Source organism: Staphylococcus sp. FSL W8-0774, from assembly GCF_038006785.1.
Classification (GTDB): Bacteria; Bacillota; Bacilli; order Staphylococcales; family Staphylococcaceae; genus Staphylococcus; species Staphylococcus pasteuri.
Map to the genome: position 1 here is coordinate 1,143,090 of NZ_JBBOVW010000001.1, position 18,480 is coordinate 1,161,569.

The following is an 18,480-nucleotide window of genomic DNA, read 5'->3' on the forward strand; positions in this document are numbered from 1 at the left end:
TTGAGTAGTTTCAAGCTACATACAACCGCTCAAATATAGGTTTAAGTACAAATTGATTTGAAGTGAAGTGAACGCTTTACTCAAGTTAAAAGTCATTAGAAAGAAAGCGATTGACAATCGAGGCGTTGAAATAAGTGAGAGATGAGTTTATTTAGATAAATGATTCGAATCACGAATGAAACAACGAAGAGTGCGAACGCTTTACTTAATGACAATGTCACCTATATATGGCGTGACTTATAATATAGGAGGTGCAAAGTATGTTTGCTATTATTGAAACAGGTGGAAAACAAATCAAAGTAGAAGAAGGACAAGAAATTTACGTTGAAAAATTAGACGTAAACGAAGGTGATTCTTTCACATTTGATAAAGTATTATTTGTAGGTGGAGATTCAGTTAAAGTTGGTGCGCCAACTGTTGAAGGTGCTACTGTTACAGCTACTGTTAATAAAAACGGTCGCGGTAAAAAAATCACTGTATTCACTTACAAACGTCGTAAAGACTCTAAACGTAAAAAAGGCCATCGTCAACCATATACTAAATTAACTATCGATAAAATTAACGCGTAATTATGATTACTGTTGATATTACAGTTAATGATGAAGGCAAAGTAACAGATGTCGTTATGGATGGCCATGCTGATCATGGTGAATATGGTCATGACATCGTCTGTGCTGGAGCTTCAGCAGTATTATTTGGTAGTGTTAATGCTATTATGGGATTGACTACTGAAAAGCCAGATATCGATTATGACGATGATGGTGGTCATTTTCATATAAGAAGTGTTGATACAGATAACGATGAAGCACAATTAATTCTTAAAGCAATGCTTGTATCTTTACAAACAATTGAAGAAGAATATAATGAAAATATCAGATTAAATTATAAGTGAGGTGTATCCCGATGTTAAAATTAAACTTACAGTTCTTCGCATCTAAAAAAGGGGTAAGTTCTACAAAAAACGGACGTGACTCTGAATCAAAACGTTTAGGTGCTAAACGTGCTGACGGTCAATACGTTACAGGTGGTTCAATTCTTTATCGCCAACGTGGTACTAAAATTTACCCTGGTGAAAATGTAGGTCGTGGTGGCGATGATACATTATTCGCTAAAATCGACGGCGTTGTTAAATTTGAACGCAAAGGTCGCGACAAAAAACAAGTTTCTGTATATACAGTAGCTGAATAATTTTGTCTAGATAACACCAGAAGTGAAGACTTCTGGTGTTTTATTTTGTTTAAAAAGTCAATTTTTGGTAGAACTAAAATTTTTCTACAAATACACTTAATGATATAATTAAAAAGATAATGAAAACTAATTTAAGTAAAAGAGGTGAGATATATGTTTGTCGATCAGGTCAAAATATCTCTTAAAGCAGGAGATGGCGGTAATGGTATTACTGCATATAGAAGAGAAAAATACGTACCATTTGGTGGACCAGCAGGTGGAGACGGCGGCAAAGGTGCTTCAGTAATATTTGAAGTAGATGAAGGTTTAAGAACTTTATTAGACTTTAGATATCAAACACACTTTAAAGCAAAAAAAGGTGAGAATGGTCAAAGCAGTAATATGCACGGTAGAAATGCTGAAGATTTGGTTTTAAAAGTACCACCTGGCACTATTGTTAAAAGCATAGAAACTGAAGAAGTACTTGCAGACCTTGTAGAAGATGGTCAAAGAGCAATTGTAGCTAAAGGTGGTCGTGGTGGTCGTGGGAATTCGCGATTTGCTACACCTAGAAACCCAGCACCAGACTTCAGTGAAAAAGGTGAACCTGGTGAAGAAATTGATGTAACTTTAGAACTGAAGTTACTAGCAGACGTTGGTCTAGTCGGTTTCCCTAGTGTAGGAAAATCAACATTGCTATCAATTGTATCTAAAGCTAAACCTAAAATTGGCGCGTATCATTTTACAACAATTAAACCTAATTTAGGTGTTGTATCAACACCAGATAACAGAAGTTTCGTTATGGCAGATTTACCTGGTTTAATAGAAGGTGCGTCAGACGGAGTTGGATTAGGTCATCAATTTTTACGTCATGTTGAACGAACTAAAGTTATCGTTCATATGATTGATATGAGTGGTTCGGAAGGCAGAGATCCTGTTGAGGACTATCATGTGATAAACAAAGAATTAGTTGCATATAAACAACGTTTAGAAGATAGACCACAAATTATTGTTGCTAATAAAATGGATATGCCAGATGCTGAAGATAATTTAGAGTTATTTAAAGAAGAAGTAGGTACTGAACACACGATTATCCCACTTTCAGCTGTTTCTAGAAATAACATCGATCAATTACTTTATACAATTGCTGATCAATTAGATAAAGTGAAAGATATTGATTTCTCAGTTGAAGAAGATGACAATGTCGGTGTTAACAGAGTTGTATATAAACATACTCCTTCTCAAGATACATTCACTATTACTAGAGATGATGATGGTGCTTATGTTGTTAGTGGCAATGCTATTGAAAGAACATTCAAGATGACAGACTTTAATAGTGATCCAGCCGTACGTAGATTTGCTAGACAAATGCGTTCTATGGGTATTGATGATGCACTTAGAGCAAGAGGTTGTAGTAATGGAGATATTGTAAGAATTCTTGGTGGAGAATTTGAATTTATAGAATAGGAGTGCGAAAGATGGACAATAAAGAATATAAGAAATTTTATCTTATTCGCGAAGACGTTTTACCAGAATCAGTAATTAAAACGCTGAAAATTAAAGATGCTTTGAAAAATAATTCTGAGTTGTCCATCTATGATGCTGTAAAACAATACGGTTTATCAAGAAGTGCTTTCTATAAGTATAGAGAAACTATATTTCCAGTTGATGAAAAATTATTAGATCATCGAGAATTTACATTAATTTTATATGTTAATGATATTGTTGGAATGTTGGCTCAAGTATTAAATACAATTTCTCAATTAGAATTATCAGTACTTACAATTCACCAAAGTGTACCTATGGAAGATAAAGCGACGATTACTCTATCATTAAATGCGTCTTCATCTGAACTTATGATTGATGATGTAATAAAAGCATTAAGAGAAATCGAACATGTTTCCAAAGTTGAATTGATAAGCATGAGTATGTAAATAAGGAAGTGCTAAAATGTACGCGTATATTAAAGGGCAGTTAACACAGTTGTTCCCAACACATGTTGTTGTTGATGTAAACGGAGTAGGTTATGAGATTCAGACACCTAATTCATACCGTTTTCAAAAATATTTAGATAATGAAGTTCAAATATATACGTCATTAATTGTTAGAGAAGACGCTCAATTACTTTATGGTTTCATTAATGAAGAAGAGAAAGATATGTTCTTAAGTTTAATTAAGGTGACTGGTATTGGTCCTAAGTCAGCATTAGCTATACTTGCTACTAGTACGCCTAATGAAGTAAAACAAGCAATTGAAAACGAAAATGATACGTATTTAACTAAGTTTCCAGGCATTGGTAAAAAAACTGCTCGACAAATCGTGTTAGATTTAAAAGGTAAAGTTCAAATCACTGAAGAAAATAGTGAAACATTATTGAACATTACTTCTAACTCTACAGATAATGAACCTATGATTAAGGAAGCAATGTTGGCTTTAGAAGCATTAGGTTACTCAAAACGTGAATTATCTAAAGTAGAAAAGGTTTTAAAACAATCTAATATCAATTCTGTTGATGAAGCAGTTAAAATCGGTCTACAAACGTTGGTTTCTTAATTACCTAATTTAACAAATGAAAGGGGGAAATGATATGGATGAAAGAATGGTCGATCAATCTGTACATAGTGAAGAATCTGACTTCGAATTATCTTTACGACCTACGAAATTAAAACAATATATTGGTCAATCTTCTATCAAAAGTAATTTAGAGGTATTTATAAAAGCAGCTAAATTAAGAGAAGAACCTTTAGATCATGTTCTATTATATGGTCCCCCAGGATTAGGTAAAACTACGTTATCTAATATTATTGCTAATGAAATGGAAGTTAATATTAGAACGGTTTCTGGACCTTCTTTAGAACGTCCAGGGGATCTGGCTGCTATTCTTTCTGGTTTACAACCAGGAGATGTACTTTTTATAGACGAAATACATCGTTTAAGTAGTGTAGTTGAAGAAGTATTGTATCCGGCCATGGAAGATTTTTTCCTAGATATTATTATAGGAAAAGGTGATGAAGCACGTAGTATACGTATCGATTTACCGCCGTTTACACTCGTAGGTGCGACTACAAGAGCAGGTAGTTTAACAGGTCCGCTAAGAGAACGATTTGGAGTACATTTAAGATTAGAATACTATAATGAAGCAGATTTGAAGGAAATCATTATAAGAACAGCTGAGGTACTAGGAACAGACATTGATAATGAAAGTGCCATTGAATTAGCTAAGCGTTCTAGAGGTACACCTCGTGTAGCAAACCGTTTATTAAAAAGAGTAAGAGATTTCCAACAAGTTAATGAAGATGATCAAATATATATTGAAACTACAAAACGCGCATTAAAATTATTACAAGTAGATGATTATGGCTTAGATTATATTGATCATAAGATGATGAACTGTATTTTAAATCAATATAAAGGTGGACCAGTGGGCTTAGATACGATTGCTGTCTCTATTGGAGAAGAACGTATTACTATAGAAGATGTATATGAACCTTTCTTAATTCAAAAAGGATTTTTAGAACGTACACCACGCGGTAGAAAAGCAACACCTTTAGCGCATGAACATTTTAGTCATAATAATGAAATGAGGGAGTAAGTTGAATATTGAAGATTTCGACTATGATTTACCTGAATCTCTAATTGCGCAAACACCTTTAAAAAATAGAGACCAAAGTAGATTATTAGTTTTAGATAGAAATACCGGTGACATGGAACATCTTCACTTCAGAGATGTAATCAATTATTTTGAACCAGGAGATACGTTAGTATTAAACGATACTAGAGTAATGCCAGCCAGACTTTTTGGTTTGAAAGAAGAAACTGGTGCCAAAGTTGAAATGCTTATGTTAACGCAAATTGAAGATAATGATTGGGAAGTTCTATTAAAACCAGCTAAGCGTATTAAAGTTGGAAATAAACTTAACTTTGGAGAAGGCAAAATTATAGCTGAGTGTATTGAAGAGTTAGAACAAGGTGGCAGAATTATGCGCTTGCATTATGATGGCATTTTACAAGAACGATTGGATGAACTTGGTGAGATGCCTTTACCACCTTATATTAAGGAACGCTTAGATGATCCAAACAGATATCAAACTGTTTATGCTAAAGAAAGCGGTTCTGCTGCAGCGCCAACTGCCGGGTTACACTTTACTGATAGTTTATTAGAAGCTATCAAAGAAAAAGGTGTGAATATAGCATTTATCACTTTGCATGTTGGACTTGGAACATTTAGACCAGTTAGTGTAGATAATATCGATGATCACGAAATGCATAGTGAATATTATCAAATGACACAGCAAACTGCAGATTTATTAAATGAGACAAAAGCAAAAGGTCATCGAATCATTTCTGTTGGAACGACTTCAACCAGAACACTAGAAACAATACGTAGAGATCACTCTGAATTTGTAGAAAAAAGTGGTTGGACAGATATCTTTATCTATCCTGGATTTGAATACAAAGCTATAGATGGTCTGATCACTAACTTCCATTTACCAAAATCAACGCTAGTCATGTTAGTATCAGCGTTTAGTAGTAGACAGTACATTTTGAATGCATACAAAAAAGCAGTAGAAATGGAATATAGATTCTTTAGTTTTGGAGATGCAATGTTAATTATATAAAAGAATGTGAGGATATATTTTATGCCTGCAGTAACATATGAACATATTAAAACTTGTAAACAATCAGGTGCAAGATTAGGTATTGTACATACGCCACATGGCTCATTTGAAACACCTATGTTTATGCCAGTTGGTACTAAAGCTACCGTTAAAACTATGAGTCCAGAAGAATTGCGTCAAATAGAGGCTCAGATTATTTTAGGAAATACCTATCATTTGTGGTTGCAACCTGGAAATGATATCATCAAACACGCTGGGGGACTCCATAAATTCATGAATTGGAATGGTCCTATTTTAACTGATTCTGGAGGATTCCAAGTTTTTAGTTTAAGTAATTTACGTAAAATTTCAGAAGAAGGCGTTGAATTTAGACATCATACAAATGGTTCTAAATTATTTTTAAGTCCTGAAAAATCAATGCAAATTCAAAATGATTTAGGTTCAGACATCATGATGGCGTTTGATGAATGTCCACCTATGCCTTCTGAATATGAATATGTAAAAAATTCTATTGAAAGAACTACACGTTGGGCAGAAAGATGTTTAAAAGCACATGCTCGTCCTGAAGAACAATCACTTTTTGGAATTATCCAAGGTGGTGAATATAAGGATTTACGTGAACAAAGCGCTAAAGAGCTTGTCGAATTAGATTTTCCTGGATATGCAATTGGTGGCCTTTCAGTAGGAGAACCTAAGCCAGTTATGTACGAGATGGTTGAACATACAGAACAATTCATGCCTAAAGATAAACCTAGATATTTAATGGGTGTGGGATCACCAGACGCATTGATTGAATGTAGTATTCGTGGAATGGATATGTTTGACTGCGTACTACCAACTCGTATAGCTAGAAATGGTACATGTATGACTTCAAATGGACGTTTAGTTATTAAGAATGCTAAATTTGCAGATGATTTAAGACCATTAGATGAAAATTGTGATTGTTATACATGTAAAAATTATTCTAGAGCATATATAAGACACTTAATCAAAGCAGAAGAAACTTTTGGTATACGTCTTACTACTATTCATAATTTACATTTTCTGCTAAAATTAATGGAAGATATTAGACAAGCCATTCGAGAAGATAGACTTTTAGATTTTAAAGCAGAATTCTTCGAACAGTATGGATTAAATGTAGATAACCCTAAAAACTTTTAAAGAGGAGAATGTAACATGCAATTTACATCATTGATATTACCGATCTTATTATTGGCTCTAATGTATTTCTTCTTAATTAGACCACAACAAAAACGTGCTAAAGAGCATCGTGAAATGATCAGTCGTGTTGAAGCTGGCCAAAGAATTACTACAATCGGTGGAATTAAAGGTACAGTTAAAGCAGTTGACGAAACAACAGTAGTCGTAACAGTAAATGGACACGGTACTGAAATGACTTTTGAAAAACCAGCTATTAAACAAGTTGATCCTTCATAAAGTAAAATAAAAAATGTTAGTTTAATTGTTATTAATTATAAATACTGGTGCTATCAATTTAGGTAGTATCAGTATTTTTATTTTTATCCAAAATTATATATATTTTAATTCATTAAGCGAATTTTATAGTGAACTAAATAGCTTACTTTCTTTAAGTTTACAAATCAATTCCTAATAAGAAAGTATCCAATAATTTCGCTCTAAAGTGTAGTATGTTAATATGAATAGGTCGTAAAAAGTTAATCTTTTGATTCCGACTTGCAAATATTAGGATTTTTCGAGTATTCTAGTATCAAAAGTACATAATGAGGTGTTCATGTGAAGAAAAGTAGTAGACTGATTGCATTCTTACTACTGGTAGTCCTTCTGTTCGCAGGTATGGGTCTTACATACAAGAATGTAATTAAGAATGTTAACTTAGGCCTTGATTTACAAGGTGGCTTCGAGGTACTTTATCAAGTTGATCCATTACATAAGGGTGATAAAATTGATAAAAATGCGTTGCAATCAACAGCGCAAACCCTAGAAAACCGTGTTAACGTATTAGGTGTTTCTGAACCTAAAATCCAAGTTGAAGATCCTAATAGGATAAGAGTACAACTTGCAGGGGTTAAAGATCAGAAAGAAGCAAGAAAGATTTTATCATCTCAAGCTAATTTAACGATTCGTGATGCAGATGATAAAGTTAAATTAAGCGGTGCAGATATTAAACAAGGGTCTGCTAAGCAAGAATTTAAACAAAATACAAATGACCCAACAGTTACTTTTAAAGTCAAAGATAAAAACAAATTTAAGAAAGTAACTGAAGAAATATCTAAAAAGCAAAATAATGTGATGGTTGTTTGGTTAGACTTCAAAAAAGGCGATAGCTATAAAAAAGAAGCTAACAAAAAAGATCCTAAATTCGTATCAGCTGCAAATGTTGATCAACCAATTAATTCCGACAGTGTAGAAATTTCTGGTGGATTCCATGGTCAAGAAGGCGTTAAAAAAGCTAAGCAAATTTCAGAGCTATTAAATGCCGGTTCTTTACCAGTTGATCTTAAAGAAATTTATTCTAACTCAGTAGGTGCGGAATTTGGTCAAGACGCTTTAGATAAAACAATCTTTGCTTCAGTAGTTGGGATAGCACTAATTTACCTATTTATGTTAGGTTTCTATAGATTACCAGGTTTAGTGGCAATTATTGCATTAACAACATATATTTATCTAACTCTAGTAGCATTTAACTTTATATCAGGTGTCCTTACATTACCTGGTCTAGCAGCGTTAGTATTAGGTGTCGGAATGGCAGTAGATGCTAATATCATCATGTACGAGCGGATTAAAGATGAGTTGAGAATAGGTAGGACGCTTAAACAAGCATATTCCAAAGCAAATAAAAGTTCATTCTTAACTATCTTCGATTCAAACTTAACAACTGTAATTGCCGCAGCAGTATTATTCTTCTTCGGTGAAAGCTCAGTTAAAGGTTTCGCGACAATGCTGTTACTTGGTATATTGATGATCTTCGTAACTGCAGTATTCTTATCTAGATTACTATTATCATTACTTGTTTATTCAAATCTATTTAAGAAAAAATTCTGGTTATTCGGTGTTAAGAAACAAGATAGACATGATATTAGTGAAGGTAAAGATGTGCATGATTTAAAAACTTCATTTGAAAAATGGAATTTTGTTAAATTAGCTAAACCACTCATTAGTTTAAGTATTTTAATCGTTGTTGTAGGTTTGGTTATTCTGTACATTTTCAAATTGAACTTAGGAATTGATTTCTCTGCAGGTACACGTGTTGATTTACAATCAAAAGAACCATTAACGCAATCCAAAGTTGAAAAAGTAGTGAAAGATGTCGGACTAGAAGCAGATCAAATTCAAATTAATGGATCTGGTAGTAAAAATGCGACAATTCAGTTCAAACAAGATTTATCTCAAGCCAAAGATAATCAATTAAGTGACAAAATGAAATCCGAATTTGGTGATACTCCACAAATTAATACAGTTTCACCACTTATTGGACAAGAATTAGCCAAAAATGCAATGCTTGCATTAGTTTATGCTGCATTAGGTATTATTATCTATGTGTCACTGCGATTTGAATGGAGAATGGGATTATCTTCTGTTTTAGCATTATTACATGACGTATTTATCATAGTTGCTGTATTTAGTTTATTACGTTTAGAAGTTGACTTAACGTTTATCGCAGCAATTTTAACGATAGTTGGTTATTCAATTAACGATACAATTGTTACGTTTGACCGTGTACGTGAAAACCTTCATAAAATTAAGGTCATCACTACATCAGAACAAATCGATGATATTGTTAATAGATCAATTAGACAAACAATGACACGTTCAATTAATACCGTATTAACAGTAGTCGTTGTTGTTGTGGCAATCCTTTTATTAGGAGCACCAACAATATTTAATTTCTCATTAGCATTATTAATTGGATTAATTTCAGGTGTATTATCATCTGTATTCATTGCTGTTCCTCTATGGGGAATTATGAAAAAACGTCAATTGAAAAAATCATCTAATCATAAACTAGTTGTTTATAAAGAGAAAAAATCAAATGATGAAAAAATAGTAGTATAATTAACTAAAGGTTGAGCATAAATGTTGGATATAATCTGCAATAGATTTTCCCAACAAAGGCTCAACCTTTTTATTTTCTTCAATTTTAGATATAATGACATTTGGAAATGAGGAAGGTTACTTATGATTAAATCTAAATATAATTGGAATTTAAATAACCCAACTGAATATATAACTGATGATATTGTTAAACGATTAAAACTATCACCTATTATTAAGAAAATTTTAGAAAGTAAACATATTGTTGACGAAGAAGGCATTCAACAAACACTAAATGGTGTGGAAATAGATCATGAAACCTCTCTTTTAAGTGATATCGACAAAACAGTTGAACGAATTAATCAAGCCATCGATAAAAATGAACGCATTCTTGTGTATGGAGATTATGATGCTGATGGCGTTACTTCTACAACAATATTAGTACATACACTTCAAAAGTTAGGAGCTCAAGTAGGATGGTATATTCCAAACCGTTTTACAGAAGGATATGGACCTAATGAAATGGCCTTCCAAAATGCCTATGATGAAGGCGTATCACTAATTATTACAGTGGATAATGGTATACAAGGTCATAATGAAATTAAAATGGTACAAGATTTAGGTGTAGATGTGATTGTGACCGATCATCATGAAATAGGTCGTACCTTACCTGAAGCATATGCTATCGTACACCCAATGCATCCAGAATTTGATTATCCATTTAAATATTTATGTGGTGCAGGAGTAGCATACAAACTAGCACAAACATTGTTAGATAATGTACCAAATTATTTTAAAGCGTACGCTGCGATTGGAACAATTGCGGATTTAGTATCTTTAACAGATGAGAATCGTTCGATTGTTCAAAATGGGTTGCGAGTAATGAATGAAAGTTGTCCTATAGCAATAAAAGCGTTATTGAATCAAGCAAGTTTCAATGATGAAATTTCAGAAGAAACAATAGGATTTATTATTGGTCCAAGATTAAACGCAGTAGGAAGATTGGAAGATGCATCTTTAGCTGCTGAGCTATTGATGTCAGATAGTCCAGAAGAAGCGGAATTCTTGGCAGAACAAGTAGAGCATTTTAATCAAGAACGTAAAGATATTGTCGCTTCTATAACAGAAGAAGCACTTGCAATGGCAGAAGACTATGTTAAGCAAGGTCACCAATTTCTATTGTTAGCTAAAGAAGATTGGCACGAAGGTGTATTAGGTATCGTTGCTTCTAAAATTGTAGAAACATATAGTTTGCCAACGTTAATATTAAATATTGATTATGAACAGAATCATGCTAAAGGGTCAGCAAGATCAATTGAACAAGTATCAATGTTCGAAATATTAAGTGCGCACCAAGATTTAATTAGCAAGTTTGGTGGCCATCATATGGCTGCAGGAATGACGATGGACATTGATAATATAGATGAGTTACGCACTGGCTTAAATGATTGGATGGCGCGTTTAAGTGAAACAACATCGCTAGAGCCAAGTAAGAATGTTGATGTATTACTAGATGAATCTGATATTACAATTAAAAATATTAGGGATATTCAAAAATTAAGACCTTTTGGTACGGATTTCACTTCTCCGTTATTTGAAATAAGAGATATTGCTATTAAATCTCTTAAAGCAATAGGAAAAGAACAGAATCATTTAAAAATGACATTAGGTGAATCAAATTTAGTTTCATTGTTTTGGCAAAATGGTGCATATGCATCTCAATTAGAAATTGATCAACCTGTAAATTTAATTGGTAATCTTCAAATTAATGAGTGGAACGGTAATCAAACACCTCAATTTATGGTTCAAGATATTGCTATGGATACATTGCAAATATTGGACTACCGAAGTAAAAGTAAAAATACAGATTTCTTAAATAATGATGAAACTACTGCTTTTATGATTCAATCTAAAGCACAAAAATTAAATGAAAATGAATTTTATTATGGTGAAACTGTACCTGATCATTTTGAGAAAATGGTATTAAGAGATTTACCCATGACGCTTGATGAGCTAAAACTTACTTTACAACAAACGCAAATCTCTCAAGTTTATATCGTATTCCAACATAAAGCTTCAATTTATTTTGAAGGTATGCCTAGCAAAGAATTATTTAAAAAATGTTATAAAGCTTTAATTAATAAAAAAGAAATGAATTTAGCAAATGAAGGTATGATGTTATGCGAATTTCTCAATATTAAAGCAAATATACTAAAATTTATGTTAAAAGTATTTTTAGAATTAGGATTTATTAACGAAGATGATGGTATAATAACGATTGCGACTCAACCTAGTAAACAGGACATAGAATCAAGTCAGATGTATCAAAGTAGGTTGTCTAGAATAGAAGTTGAAAAATTATTATTATACGATGATTTTACGCATTTAAATCAATGGATAAAATCACATTTGGGAGATAATTATTAGGAGGAAATTTTAAAATGGATTTAAAACAATATGTATCTGAAGTTCCAGATTGGCCGAAACCGGGAGTTAGTTTTAAAGATATTACAACAATTATGGATAATGGTAAAGCTTATGGTTATGCCACAGACCAAATTGTAGAGTATGCAAGAGAAAAAGACGTGGACGTAGTAGTTGGACCAGAGGCTCGCGGATTTATTATTGGTTGTCCTGTAGCATATTCTATGGGTATTGGATTTGCACCAGTTCGTAAAGAAGGAAAGTTACCTCGCGAAGTTATCAAATATGAGTATAACTTAGAATATGGAACAAATGTCTTAACAATGCATAAAGATGCTATTAGACCAGGACAAAGAGTATTAATCACTGACGATTTATTAGCCACTGGTGGTACTATCGAAGCTGCTATTAAACTTGTTGAAAAATTAGGCGGCATCGTAGTTGGCATTGCATTCATTATAGAATTAAAATATTTAAACGGTATTGAAAAAATTAAAGATTATGATGTAATGAGTTTAATTTCTTACGATGAATAGTATTAATTTAAAACTTGTAAACTAAAGAATATAAGCTAGTTCTCACACTTATTAACATATTATCGTTAATAATATGATATATGAGAACTAGTTTTTTGCATTTATGGAATTAATAGATCAGTCAAATGTGTTTATATAAAAAGTGAAGATAAAATTAATGTAGGATTGCTTTACAATATAATTGAGATTCATTTATTTATTCAAAAAATTGTAGTATCATATAGCTAATATTATATTTTAATTCATGATAGATAGCTTATCAGTACCTATAAATTTTGATAAAATAAAAGCAATTCAAAATTGTTGAGTCACATGGCTATTTTGTTTTCTTTTTAAATTTGAGCCATTAGTTACATTTAATGATTATTTATTATATAAAGTCATTTAAATGTTTTTTAGATAAGCCTTCACTAAATGAGTTAGTTAAATTTAATTTGCATAAATTCTTATCATCATTTTTAATTTTAGGGCATAATACATAACAATCGATAATAAAGTTCAGAGATAGAAATATAATCAATAAGTGGGGTGTCTATATTGAATAACGAGTATCCTTATAGTGCTGACGAAGTGCTTTACAAGGCAAAGTCCTATTTAAGTGAAAGTGAATATCAATATGTTTTAAAAAGTTATCATATTGCTTATGAAGCACATAAAGGGCAATTCAGAAAAAATGGCCTGCCATATATCATGCATCCTATACAAGTAGCGGGAATTCTTACTGAAATGAGATTAGACGGACCCACGATAGTTGCAGGTTTCTTACATGATGTCATTGAAGATACGCCGTATACATTTGATGACGTCAAAAATATGTTTAATGAAGAAGTTGCAAGAATTGTAGACGGTGTTACAAAATTAAAAAAAGTAAAATATCGTTCTAAGGAAGAACAACAAGCAGAAAATCACCGTAAATTGTTTATAGCCATTGCCAAAGATGTGCGTGTTATTCTAGTTAAATTAGCAGATAGATTACATAATATGAGAACGCTTAAAGCAATGCCTAGAGAAAAACAAATTAGAATTTCTAAAGAAACCCTAGAAATTTATGCCCCATTAGCTCATAGACTAGGTATTAATACAATTAAATGGGAATTAGAAGATACTGCCTTAAGATACATTGATAGCGTGCAATATTTCCGCATCGTTAATTTAATGAAGAAAAAACGTAGTGAACGTGAAGCATATATTGAAAATGCTATTGGTCAAATTCAAGGTGAAATGGATAAAATGAGTATTGTTGGTGAAATCAACGGTCGACCAAAGCATATATATAGTATTTATAGAAAAATGATGAAACAGAAAAAGCAATTCGATCAAATATTTGATTTACTTGCTGTACGAATCATTGTTAATACTATTAATGATTGTTATGCAATTTTAGGTCTTGTACATACGTTATGGAAACCTATGCCAGGACGTTTTAAAGATTATATAGCAATGCCTAAACAAAATATGTACCAATCATTACATACAACTGTAGTTGGTCCTAATGGCGATCCGCTAGAAATACAAATTCGTACTTACGAAATGCATGAAATTGCTGAACATGGTGTAGCAGCACATTGGGCATACAAAGAAGGTAAAACTGTAAATGAGAAAACACAGGATTTCCAAAATAAATTAAATTGGTTAAAAGACTTAGCTGAAACAGACCATACGTCATCTGACGCACAAGAATTTATGGAATCTTTAAAATACGATTTACAAAGTGATAAAGTCTATGCATTTACACCTGCAAGTGATGTTATAGAATTGCCATATGGTGCGGTACCAATTGATTTTGCATATGCGATTCATAGTGAAGTAGGAAATAAAATGATTGGTGCTAAAGTAAATGGAAAAATCGTACCAATTGATTATATTCTTCAAACTGGTGATATCATTGAAATTAGAACCAGTAAACATTCTTATGGACCAAGTAGAGACTGGCTAAAAATTGTTAAATCATCAAGCGCTAAGAGTAAAATTAAAAGTTTCTTTAAAAAGCAAGACCGTTCTTCAAATATTGAAAAGGGCAAATTCATGGTTGAAGCGGAAATTAAAGAACAAGGATTTAGAGTTGATGATATTCTTACTGAAAAAAATATAGAAGTAGTAAATGAAAAATATCATTTTGCAAATGAAGATGACTTGTATGCTGCAGTTGGTTTTGGTGGTGTAACTGCAGTTCAAATTGTTAATAAATTGACTGAACGTCAAAGAATATTAGATAAACAAAAAGCACTAAACGAAGCACAAGAGGTAACTAAATCTGTACCAATAAAAGAAGATATTATCACTGATAGTGGTGTTTATGTTGAAGGACTAGAAAATGTTCTAATTAAACTATCAAAATGTTGTAATCCTATACCAGGTGATGATATTGTAGGTTATATCACCAAAGGTCACGGTATTAAAGTGCATAGAACAGATTGTCCAAATATAAAAAATGAAACAGAAAGATTAATTTCGGTTGAATGGGTTAAATCAAAAGATTCGACCCAACGTTATCAAGTTGATCTTGAAGTTACTGCATATGATCGTAATGGTCTATTAAATGAAGTGTTACAAGCAGTCAATTCAACTGCAGGTAGTTTAATAAAGGTTTCTGGCCGTTCCGATATTGATAAAAATGCAGTTATTAATATTAGTGTCATGGTTAAAAATGTAAATGATGTTTACCGTGTAGTTGAAAAGATTAAACAGTTAGGTGATGTATATACTGTTACAAGAGTATGGAACTAGAACTTAAGAGGTGCAAAGAAAAATGAGAGTAGTTGTACAAAGAGTTTCAGAAGCTTCTGTATCAAATGACAACATTCACAATTCTATTAAAAAGGGTTATTGCTTATTAGTAGGTGTTGGTAAATCATCAACAGAAGCTGATGTGCAAGCAGTTGCCAAGAAGATTGCGAATGCTAGATTATTTGAAGATGAAAATGACAAACTGAATTTTAATATTCAACAAATTGAAGGAGAAATATTATCTATTTCACAATTCACTTTATATGCTGATGTGAAAAAAGGTAATCGTCCTGGCTTTTCAAATTCTAAATCACCTGATGAAGCAAATGAATTATATGAATCGTTCAATGAGGCATTAAGATCATATGGATTAAATGTGAAAACAGGTGAATTTGGAACACATATGAATGTAGAAATTCATAATGATGGTCCTGTTACAATCATTTATGAGAGTCAGGATGGCAAAGTAATATGAACAACTTGAGTAAATGGTTAACTAAAAGTTGGCAAAATAATCGCCTTACATTTATTGTTGTCATTTGTTTTGTGTTGTTTCTAATATTATTATTTATGTTCTTAAATTATAATGATGAAGATAATGGCACAATATCTATTACTGAAAGCGCAGAGTTGAGAACAGGACCAAATGCTGCTTATCCTGTTATCTATAAAATTGAAAAAGGCGATACTTTTGAAAAGATAGTTAAATCTGGGAAATGGATAGAAGTGAAGAATAAAGCTGGAGACAAAAAAGGTTGGGTTGCTGGTTGGCATACTAACTTAAATATCCATGCCGATAATTCTAAAAAATCTAATCCATTAAAAGGGAAAACGATTGTACTTGACCCTGGTCACGGTGGACGTGATCAGGGAGCTTCAAGTAATACTTCCTCAAAAAGTTTAGAAAAAGTATATACATTAAAAACTGCAAAAGAGTTAAAAGCATTACTTGAAAAAGAAGGTGCTCATGTAAAAATGACACGTTCTGATGATACATATGTGTCTTTGGATGATAGGAATATCAAAGGAGACGCTTTTATAAGCATACATAATGACTCGCTAGATTCCCCAAACGCTAACGGTGTAACTGTATATTGGTTACAAGATAACCAAGAATCACTAGCCCAAACACTTAGTAGTAGCATCCAAAAGAAATCCCTCCTTACAAATAAAGAAGCAAGGCAACAAAACTATCAAGTATTAAGACAAACGAATATTCCTGCAGTATTGTTAGAATTAGGTTATATTAGCAATCCAACAGATGAAGTTATGGTTAGAGATAAGTTACATAGACAAATTGTTGAAGAAGCAGTTGTTGACGGTCTAAAACAATATTTCTCATCATAGAACTTGCAAATCATTAGAAAACTCGTTATCATAATAATTGAATTATAAATAATAAACCGATTGTATTCTTGAAAGAATAAACAAAAGAGGTAGTATATAAATATATACGTAGAAATGTAACCCATAAGGCTGAAAGGTTACACTGAGTAGTTTATGACTTTGAACACAAGAAGAGGTGCTTTATTCCAAAGTAAAGCCGGGTAACGTACGTTAAACGTTTTGAGTGGATTTGAGACAATTATGTCTAAATCAATTAGGGTGGCAACACGGATATTCGTCCCTTGTGTAGTATTAAATACTATGCAAGGGCTTTTTTATTTAATTTTTTAAATTTATAACGAAATAAACGTGCTCAGTATTAGTAAAGGAGATAAAATATGATTAAAATTCCAAGAGGAACACAAGATATATTACCTGAAGATTCAATCAAATGGCGTTATATTGAGAACAAACTTGATCAATTAATGGAACTATACAACTATCAAGAAATTAGAACGCCTATTTTTGAAAGCACTGAACTTTTTGCTAGAGGTGTGGGAGATTCTACCGACGTCGTTCAAAAAGAAATGTACACATTTAAAGATAAAGGTGACCGTAGTATTACATTAAGACCTGAAGGAACAGCTGGTGTAGTTCGTTCTTATATTGAACATAAAATGCAAGGTAACCCAAATCAACCTGTGAAGTTATATTATAATGGACCGATGTTCCGATATGAACGTAAACAAAAAGGTCGTTATCGTCAATTTAACCAATTTGGTGTTGAGGCAATTGGTTCAGAAAATCCAAGTATTGATGCTGAAGTATTAGCGATGGTTATGCATATATATGAATCTTTTGGTTTAAAACATTTGAAGTTAGCGATTAATAGTATTGGTGATAGTGATTCTCGTAAAGAATATAACGAAGCGTTAGTAAAACATTTCGAACCAGTTATCGGTGACTTTTGTCAAGATTGTCAATCACGATTACACTCTAACCCAATGAGAATATTGGATTGTAAAGTTGATAGAGACAAAGAGGCAGTTAAAAACGCTCCACGTATTACTGATTTTTTAAACGAGGACTCTAAAGCATATTATGAGCAAGTTAAAAAACATTTAGATGATTTAGGTATTCCTTACGTAGAAGATCCTAATTTAGTACGTGGATTAGATTATTATACTCATACCGCATTTGAATTGATGATGGATAACCCTAATTATGACGGTGCAATTACAACGCTTTGTGGCGGCGGACGTTATAATGGTCTTCTTGAATTATTAGGTGGACCAAGCCAAACAGGTATTGGGTTTGCATTAAGTATTGAAAGATTACTTCTAGCATTGGAAGAAGAAGACATTGAACTAGATGTTGAAAATGAATTTGATTTATTTGTAGTAACTATGGGAGAAGCTGCAGATCGATATGCAGTTAAGTTACTTAATCAGCTACGTAAAAATGGTGTTAAAGCAGATAAAGATTATATGAACAGAAAAATTAAAGGACAAATGAAACAAGCTGACCGATTAAATGCGAAATATACTATTGTAATTGGTGATCAAGAATTGGAAAACAATCAAATTGATATTAAAAATATGGAAACCGGTGAATCTGAATCAATACAATTAGATCAAATTGTTGATTATTTTCATAAATAGAAAGGG

General features: G+C 32.3%; 17 protein-coding genes. All 17 read left to right on the forward strand.

Annotated elements, in window-relative coordinates:
• The first annotated feature begins 260 nt into the window (after nt 1–260).
• Nucleotides 261–569 (forward strand): 50S ribosomal protein L21, encoded by a 309-nt coding sequence (gene rplU, locus NSQ15_RS05610; protein ID WP_002451794.1) that lies wholly within the window; start codon nt 261–263, stop codon nt 567–569.
• Between the two features lie 2 nt (nt 570–571).
• Nucleotides 572–892, forward strand: coding sequence for a ribosomal-processing cysteine protease Prp (locus NSQ15_RS05615; RefSeq protein WP_029055696.1), 321 nt, complete (start codon nt 572–574; stop codon nt 890–892).
• 11 nt (nt 893–903) lie between these two features.
• Entirely contained in the window at nt 904–1,188 is a 285-nt protein-coding gene (rpmA, locus tag NSQ15_RS05620) for a 50S ribosomal protein L27 (RefSeq protein ID WP_017637055.1), read from the forward strand.
• 153 nt (nt 1,189–1,341) lie between these two features.
• Entirely contained in the window at nt 1,342–2,634 is a 1,293-nt protein-coding gene (obgE, locus tag NSQ15_RS05625) for a GTPase ObgE (protein ID WP_029055697.1), read from the forward strand.
• 11 nt (nt 2,635–2,645) lie between these two features.
• Nucleotides 2,646–3,101, forward strand: coding sequence for an ACT domain-containing protein (locus NSQ15_RS05630; RefSeq protein ID WP_017637057.1), 456 nt, complete (start codon nt 2,646–2,648; stop codon nt 3,099–3,101).
• Between the two features lie 16 nt (nt 3,102–3,117).
• Entirely contained in the window at nt 3,118–3,720 is a 603-nt protein-coding gene (gene ruvA / locus NSQ15_RS05635; RefSeq protein WP_017637058.1) for a Holliday junction branch migration protein RuvA, read from the forward strand.
• A 34-nt stretch (nt 3,721–3,754) separates the two neighbouring features.
• Nucleotides 3,755–4,759: a Holliday junction branch migration DNA helicase RuvB gene (gene ruvB / locus NSQ15_RS05640; RefSeq protein ID WP_340747001.1), complete on the forward strand. Its 1,005-nt coding sequence runs from the start codon at nt 3,755–3,757 to the stop codon at nt 4,757–4,759.
• A 1-nt stretch (nt 4,760) separates the two neighbouring features.
• Entirely contained in the window at nt 4,761–5,786 is a 1,026-nt protein-coding gene (gene queA / locus NSQ15_RS05645; RefSeq protein ID WP_017637060.1) for a tRNA preQ1(34) S-adenosylmethionine ribosyltransferase-isomerase QueA, read from the forward strand.
• A 21-nt stretch (nt 5,787–5,807) separates the two neighbouring features.
• Complete coding sequence (gene tgt, locus NSQ15_RS05650) at nt 5,808–6,947, forward strand: tRNA guanosine(34) transglycosylase Tgt (protein WP_017637061.1); 1,140 nt, start codon at nt 5,808–5,810, stop codon at nt 6,945–6,947.
• A gap of 15 nt (nt 6,948–6,962) precedes the next feature.
• Entirely contained in the window at nt 6,963–7,223 is a 261-nt protein-coding gene (gene yajC / locus NSQ15_RS05655; RefSeq protein WP_017637062.1) for a preprotein translocase subunit YajC, read from the forward strand.
• A 318-nt stretch (nt 7,224–7,541) separates the two neighbouring features.
• Nucleotides 7,542–9,821: a protein translocase subunit SecDF gene (gene secDF / locus NSQ15_RS05660; protein ID WP_340747002.1), complete on the forward strand. Its 2,280-nt coding sequence runs from the start codon at nt 7,542–7,544 to the stop codon at nt 9,819–9,821.
• Between the two features lie 123 nt (nt 9,822–9,944).
• Entirely contained in the window at nt 9,945–12,227 is a 2,283-nt protein-coding gene (gene recJ / locus NSQ15_RS05665) for a single-stranded-DNA-specific exonuclease RecJ (protein ID WP_070453919.1), read from the forward strand.
• Nucleotides 12,228–12,241: 14 nt separating this feature from the next.
• Nucleotides 12,242–12,760, forward strand: coding sequence for an adenine phosphoribosyltransferase (locus NSQ15_RS05670; RefSeq protein ID WP_029055702.1), 519 nt, complete (start codon nt 12,242–12,244; stop codon nt 12,758–12,760).
• Nucleotides 12,761–13,297: 537 nt separating this feature from the next.
• Nucleotides 13,298–15,487 (forward strand): RelA/SpoT family protein, encoded by a 2,190-nt coding sequence (locus NSQ15_RS05675; RefSeq protein ID WP_340747003.1) that lies wholly within the window; start codon nt 13,298–13,300, stop codon nt 15,485–15,487.
• 22 nt (nt 15,488–15,509) lie between these two features.
• On the forward strand, nt 15,510–15,962 hold the full coding sequence (gene dtd / locus NSQ15_RS05680; protein WP_017637067.1) for a D-aminoacyl-tRNA deacylase: 453 nt from the start codon (nt 15,510–15,512) through the stop codon (nt 15,960–15,962).
• The gene (locus NSQ15_RS05685; RefSeq protein ID WP_340747004.1) at nt 15,959–16,834 is read left to right on the forward strand and encodes an N-acetylmuramoyl-L-alanine amidase; all 876 of its coding nucleotides are present in this window, start codon (nt 15,959–15,961) and stop codon (nt 16,832–16,834) included. Before dtd ends, NSQ15_RS05685 begins: the two co-directional genes overlap by 4 nt.
• 377 nt (nt 16,835–17,211) lie before the next feature.
• The gene (gene hisS / locus NSQ15_RS05690; protein WP_070453915.1) at nt 17,212–18,474 is read left to right on the forward strand and encodes a histidine--tRNA ligase; all 1,263 of its coding nucleotides are present in this window, start codon (nt 17,212–17,214) and stop codon (nt 18,472–18,474) included.
• Nucleotides 18,475–18,480: the final 6 nt, after the last annotated feature.

Coding starts and splice junctions, on each gene's coding strand:
- rplU (WP_002451794.1), top strand. CDS start 261: ATGTTTGCTATTATTGAAACAGGTGGAAAACAAATCAAAGTAGAAGAA.
- NSQ15_RS05615 (WP_029055696.1), top strand. CDS start 572: ATGATTACTGTTGATATTACAGTTAATGATGAAGGCAAAGTAACAGAT.
- rpmA (WP_017637055.1), top strand. CDS start 904: ATGTTAAAATTAAACTTACAGTTCTTCGCATCTAAAAAAGGGGTAAGT.
- obgE (WP_029055697.1), top strand. CDS start 1,342: ATGTTTGTCGATCAGGTCAAAATATCTCTTAAAGCAGGAGATGGCGGT.
- NSQ15_RS05630 (WP_017637057.1), top strand. CDS start 2,646: ATGGACAATAAAGAATATAAGAAATTTTATCTTATTCGCGAAGACGTT.
- ruvA (WP_017637058.1), top strand. CDS start 3,118: ATGTACGCGTATATTAAAGGGCAGTTAACACAGTTGTTCCCAACACAT.
- ruvB (WP_340747001.1), top strand. CDS start 3,755: ATGGATGAAAGAATGGTCGATCAATCTGTACATAGTGAAGAATCTGAC.
- tgt (WP_017637061.1), top strand. CDS start 5,808: ATGCCTGCAGTAACATATGAACATATTAAAACTTGTAAACAATCAGGT.
- yajC (WP_017637062.1), top strand. CDS start 6,963: ATGCAATTTACATCATTGATATTACCGATCTTATTATTGGCTCTAATG.
- recJ (WP_070453919.1), top strand. CDS start 9,945: ATGATTAAATCTAAATATAATTGGAATTTAAATAACCCAACTGAATAT.
- NSQ15_RS05670 (WP_029055702.1), top strand. CDS start 12,242: ATGGATTTAAAACAATATGTATCTGAAGTTCCAGATTGGCCGAAACCG.
- dtd (WP_017637067.1), top strand. CDS start 15,510: ATGAGAGTAGTTGTACAAAGAGTTTCAGAAGCTTCTGTATCAAATGAC.
- NSQ15_RS05685 (WP_340747004.1), top strand. CDS start 15,959: ATGAACAACTTGAGTAAATGGTTAACTAAAAGTTGGCAAAATAATCGC.
- hisS (WP_070453915.1), top strand. CDS start 17,212: ATGATTAAAATTCCAAGAGGAACACAAGATATATTACCTGAAGATTCA.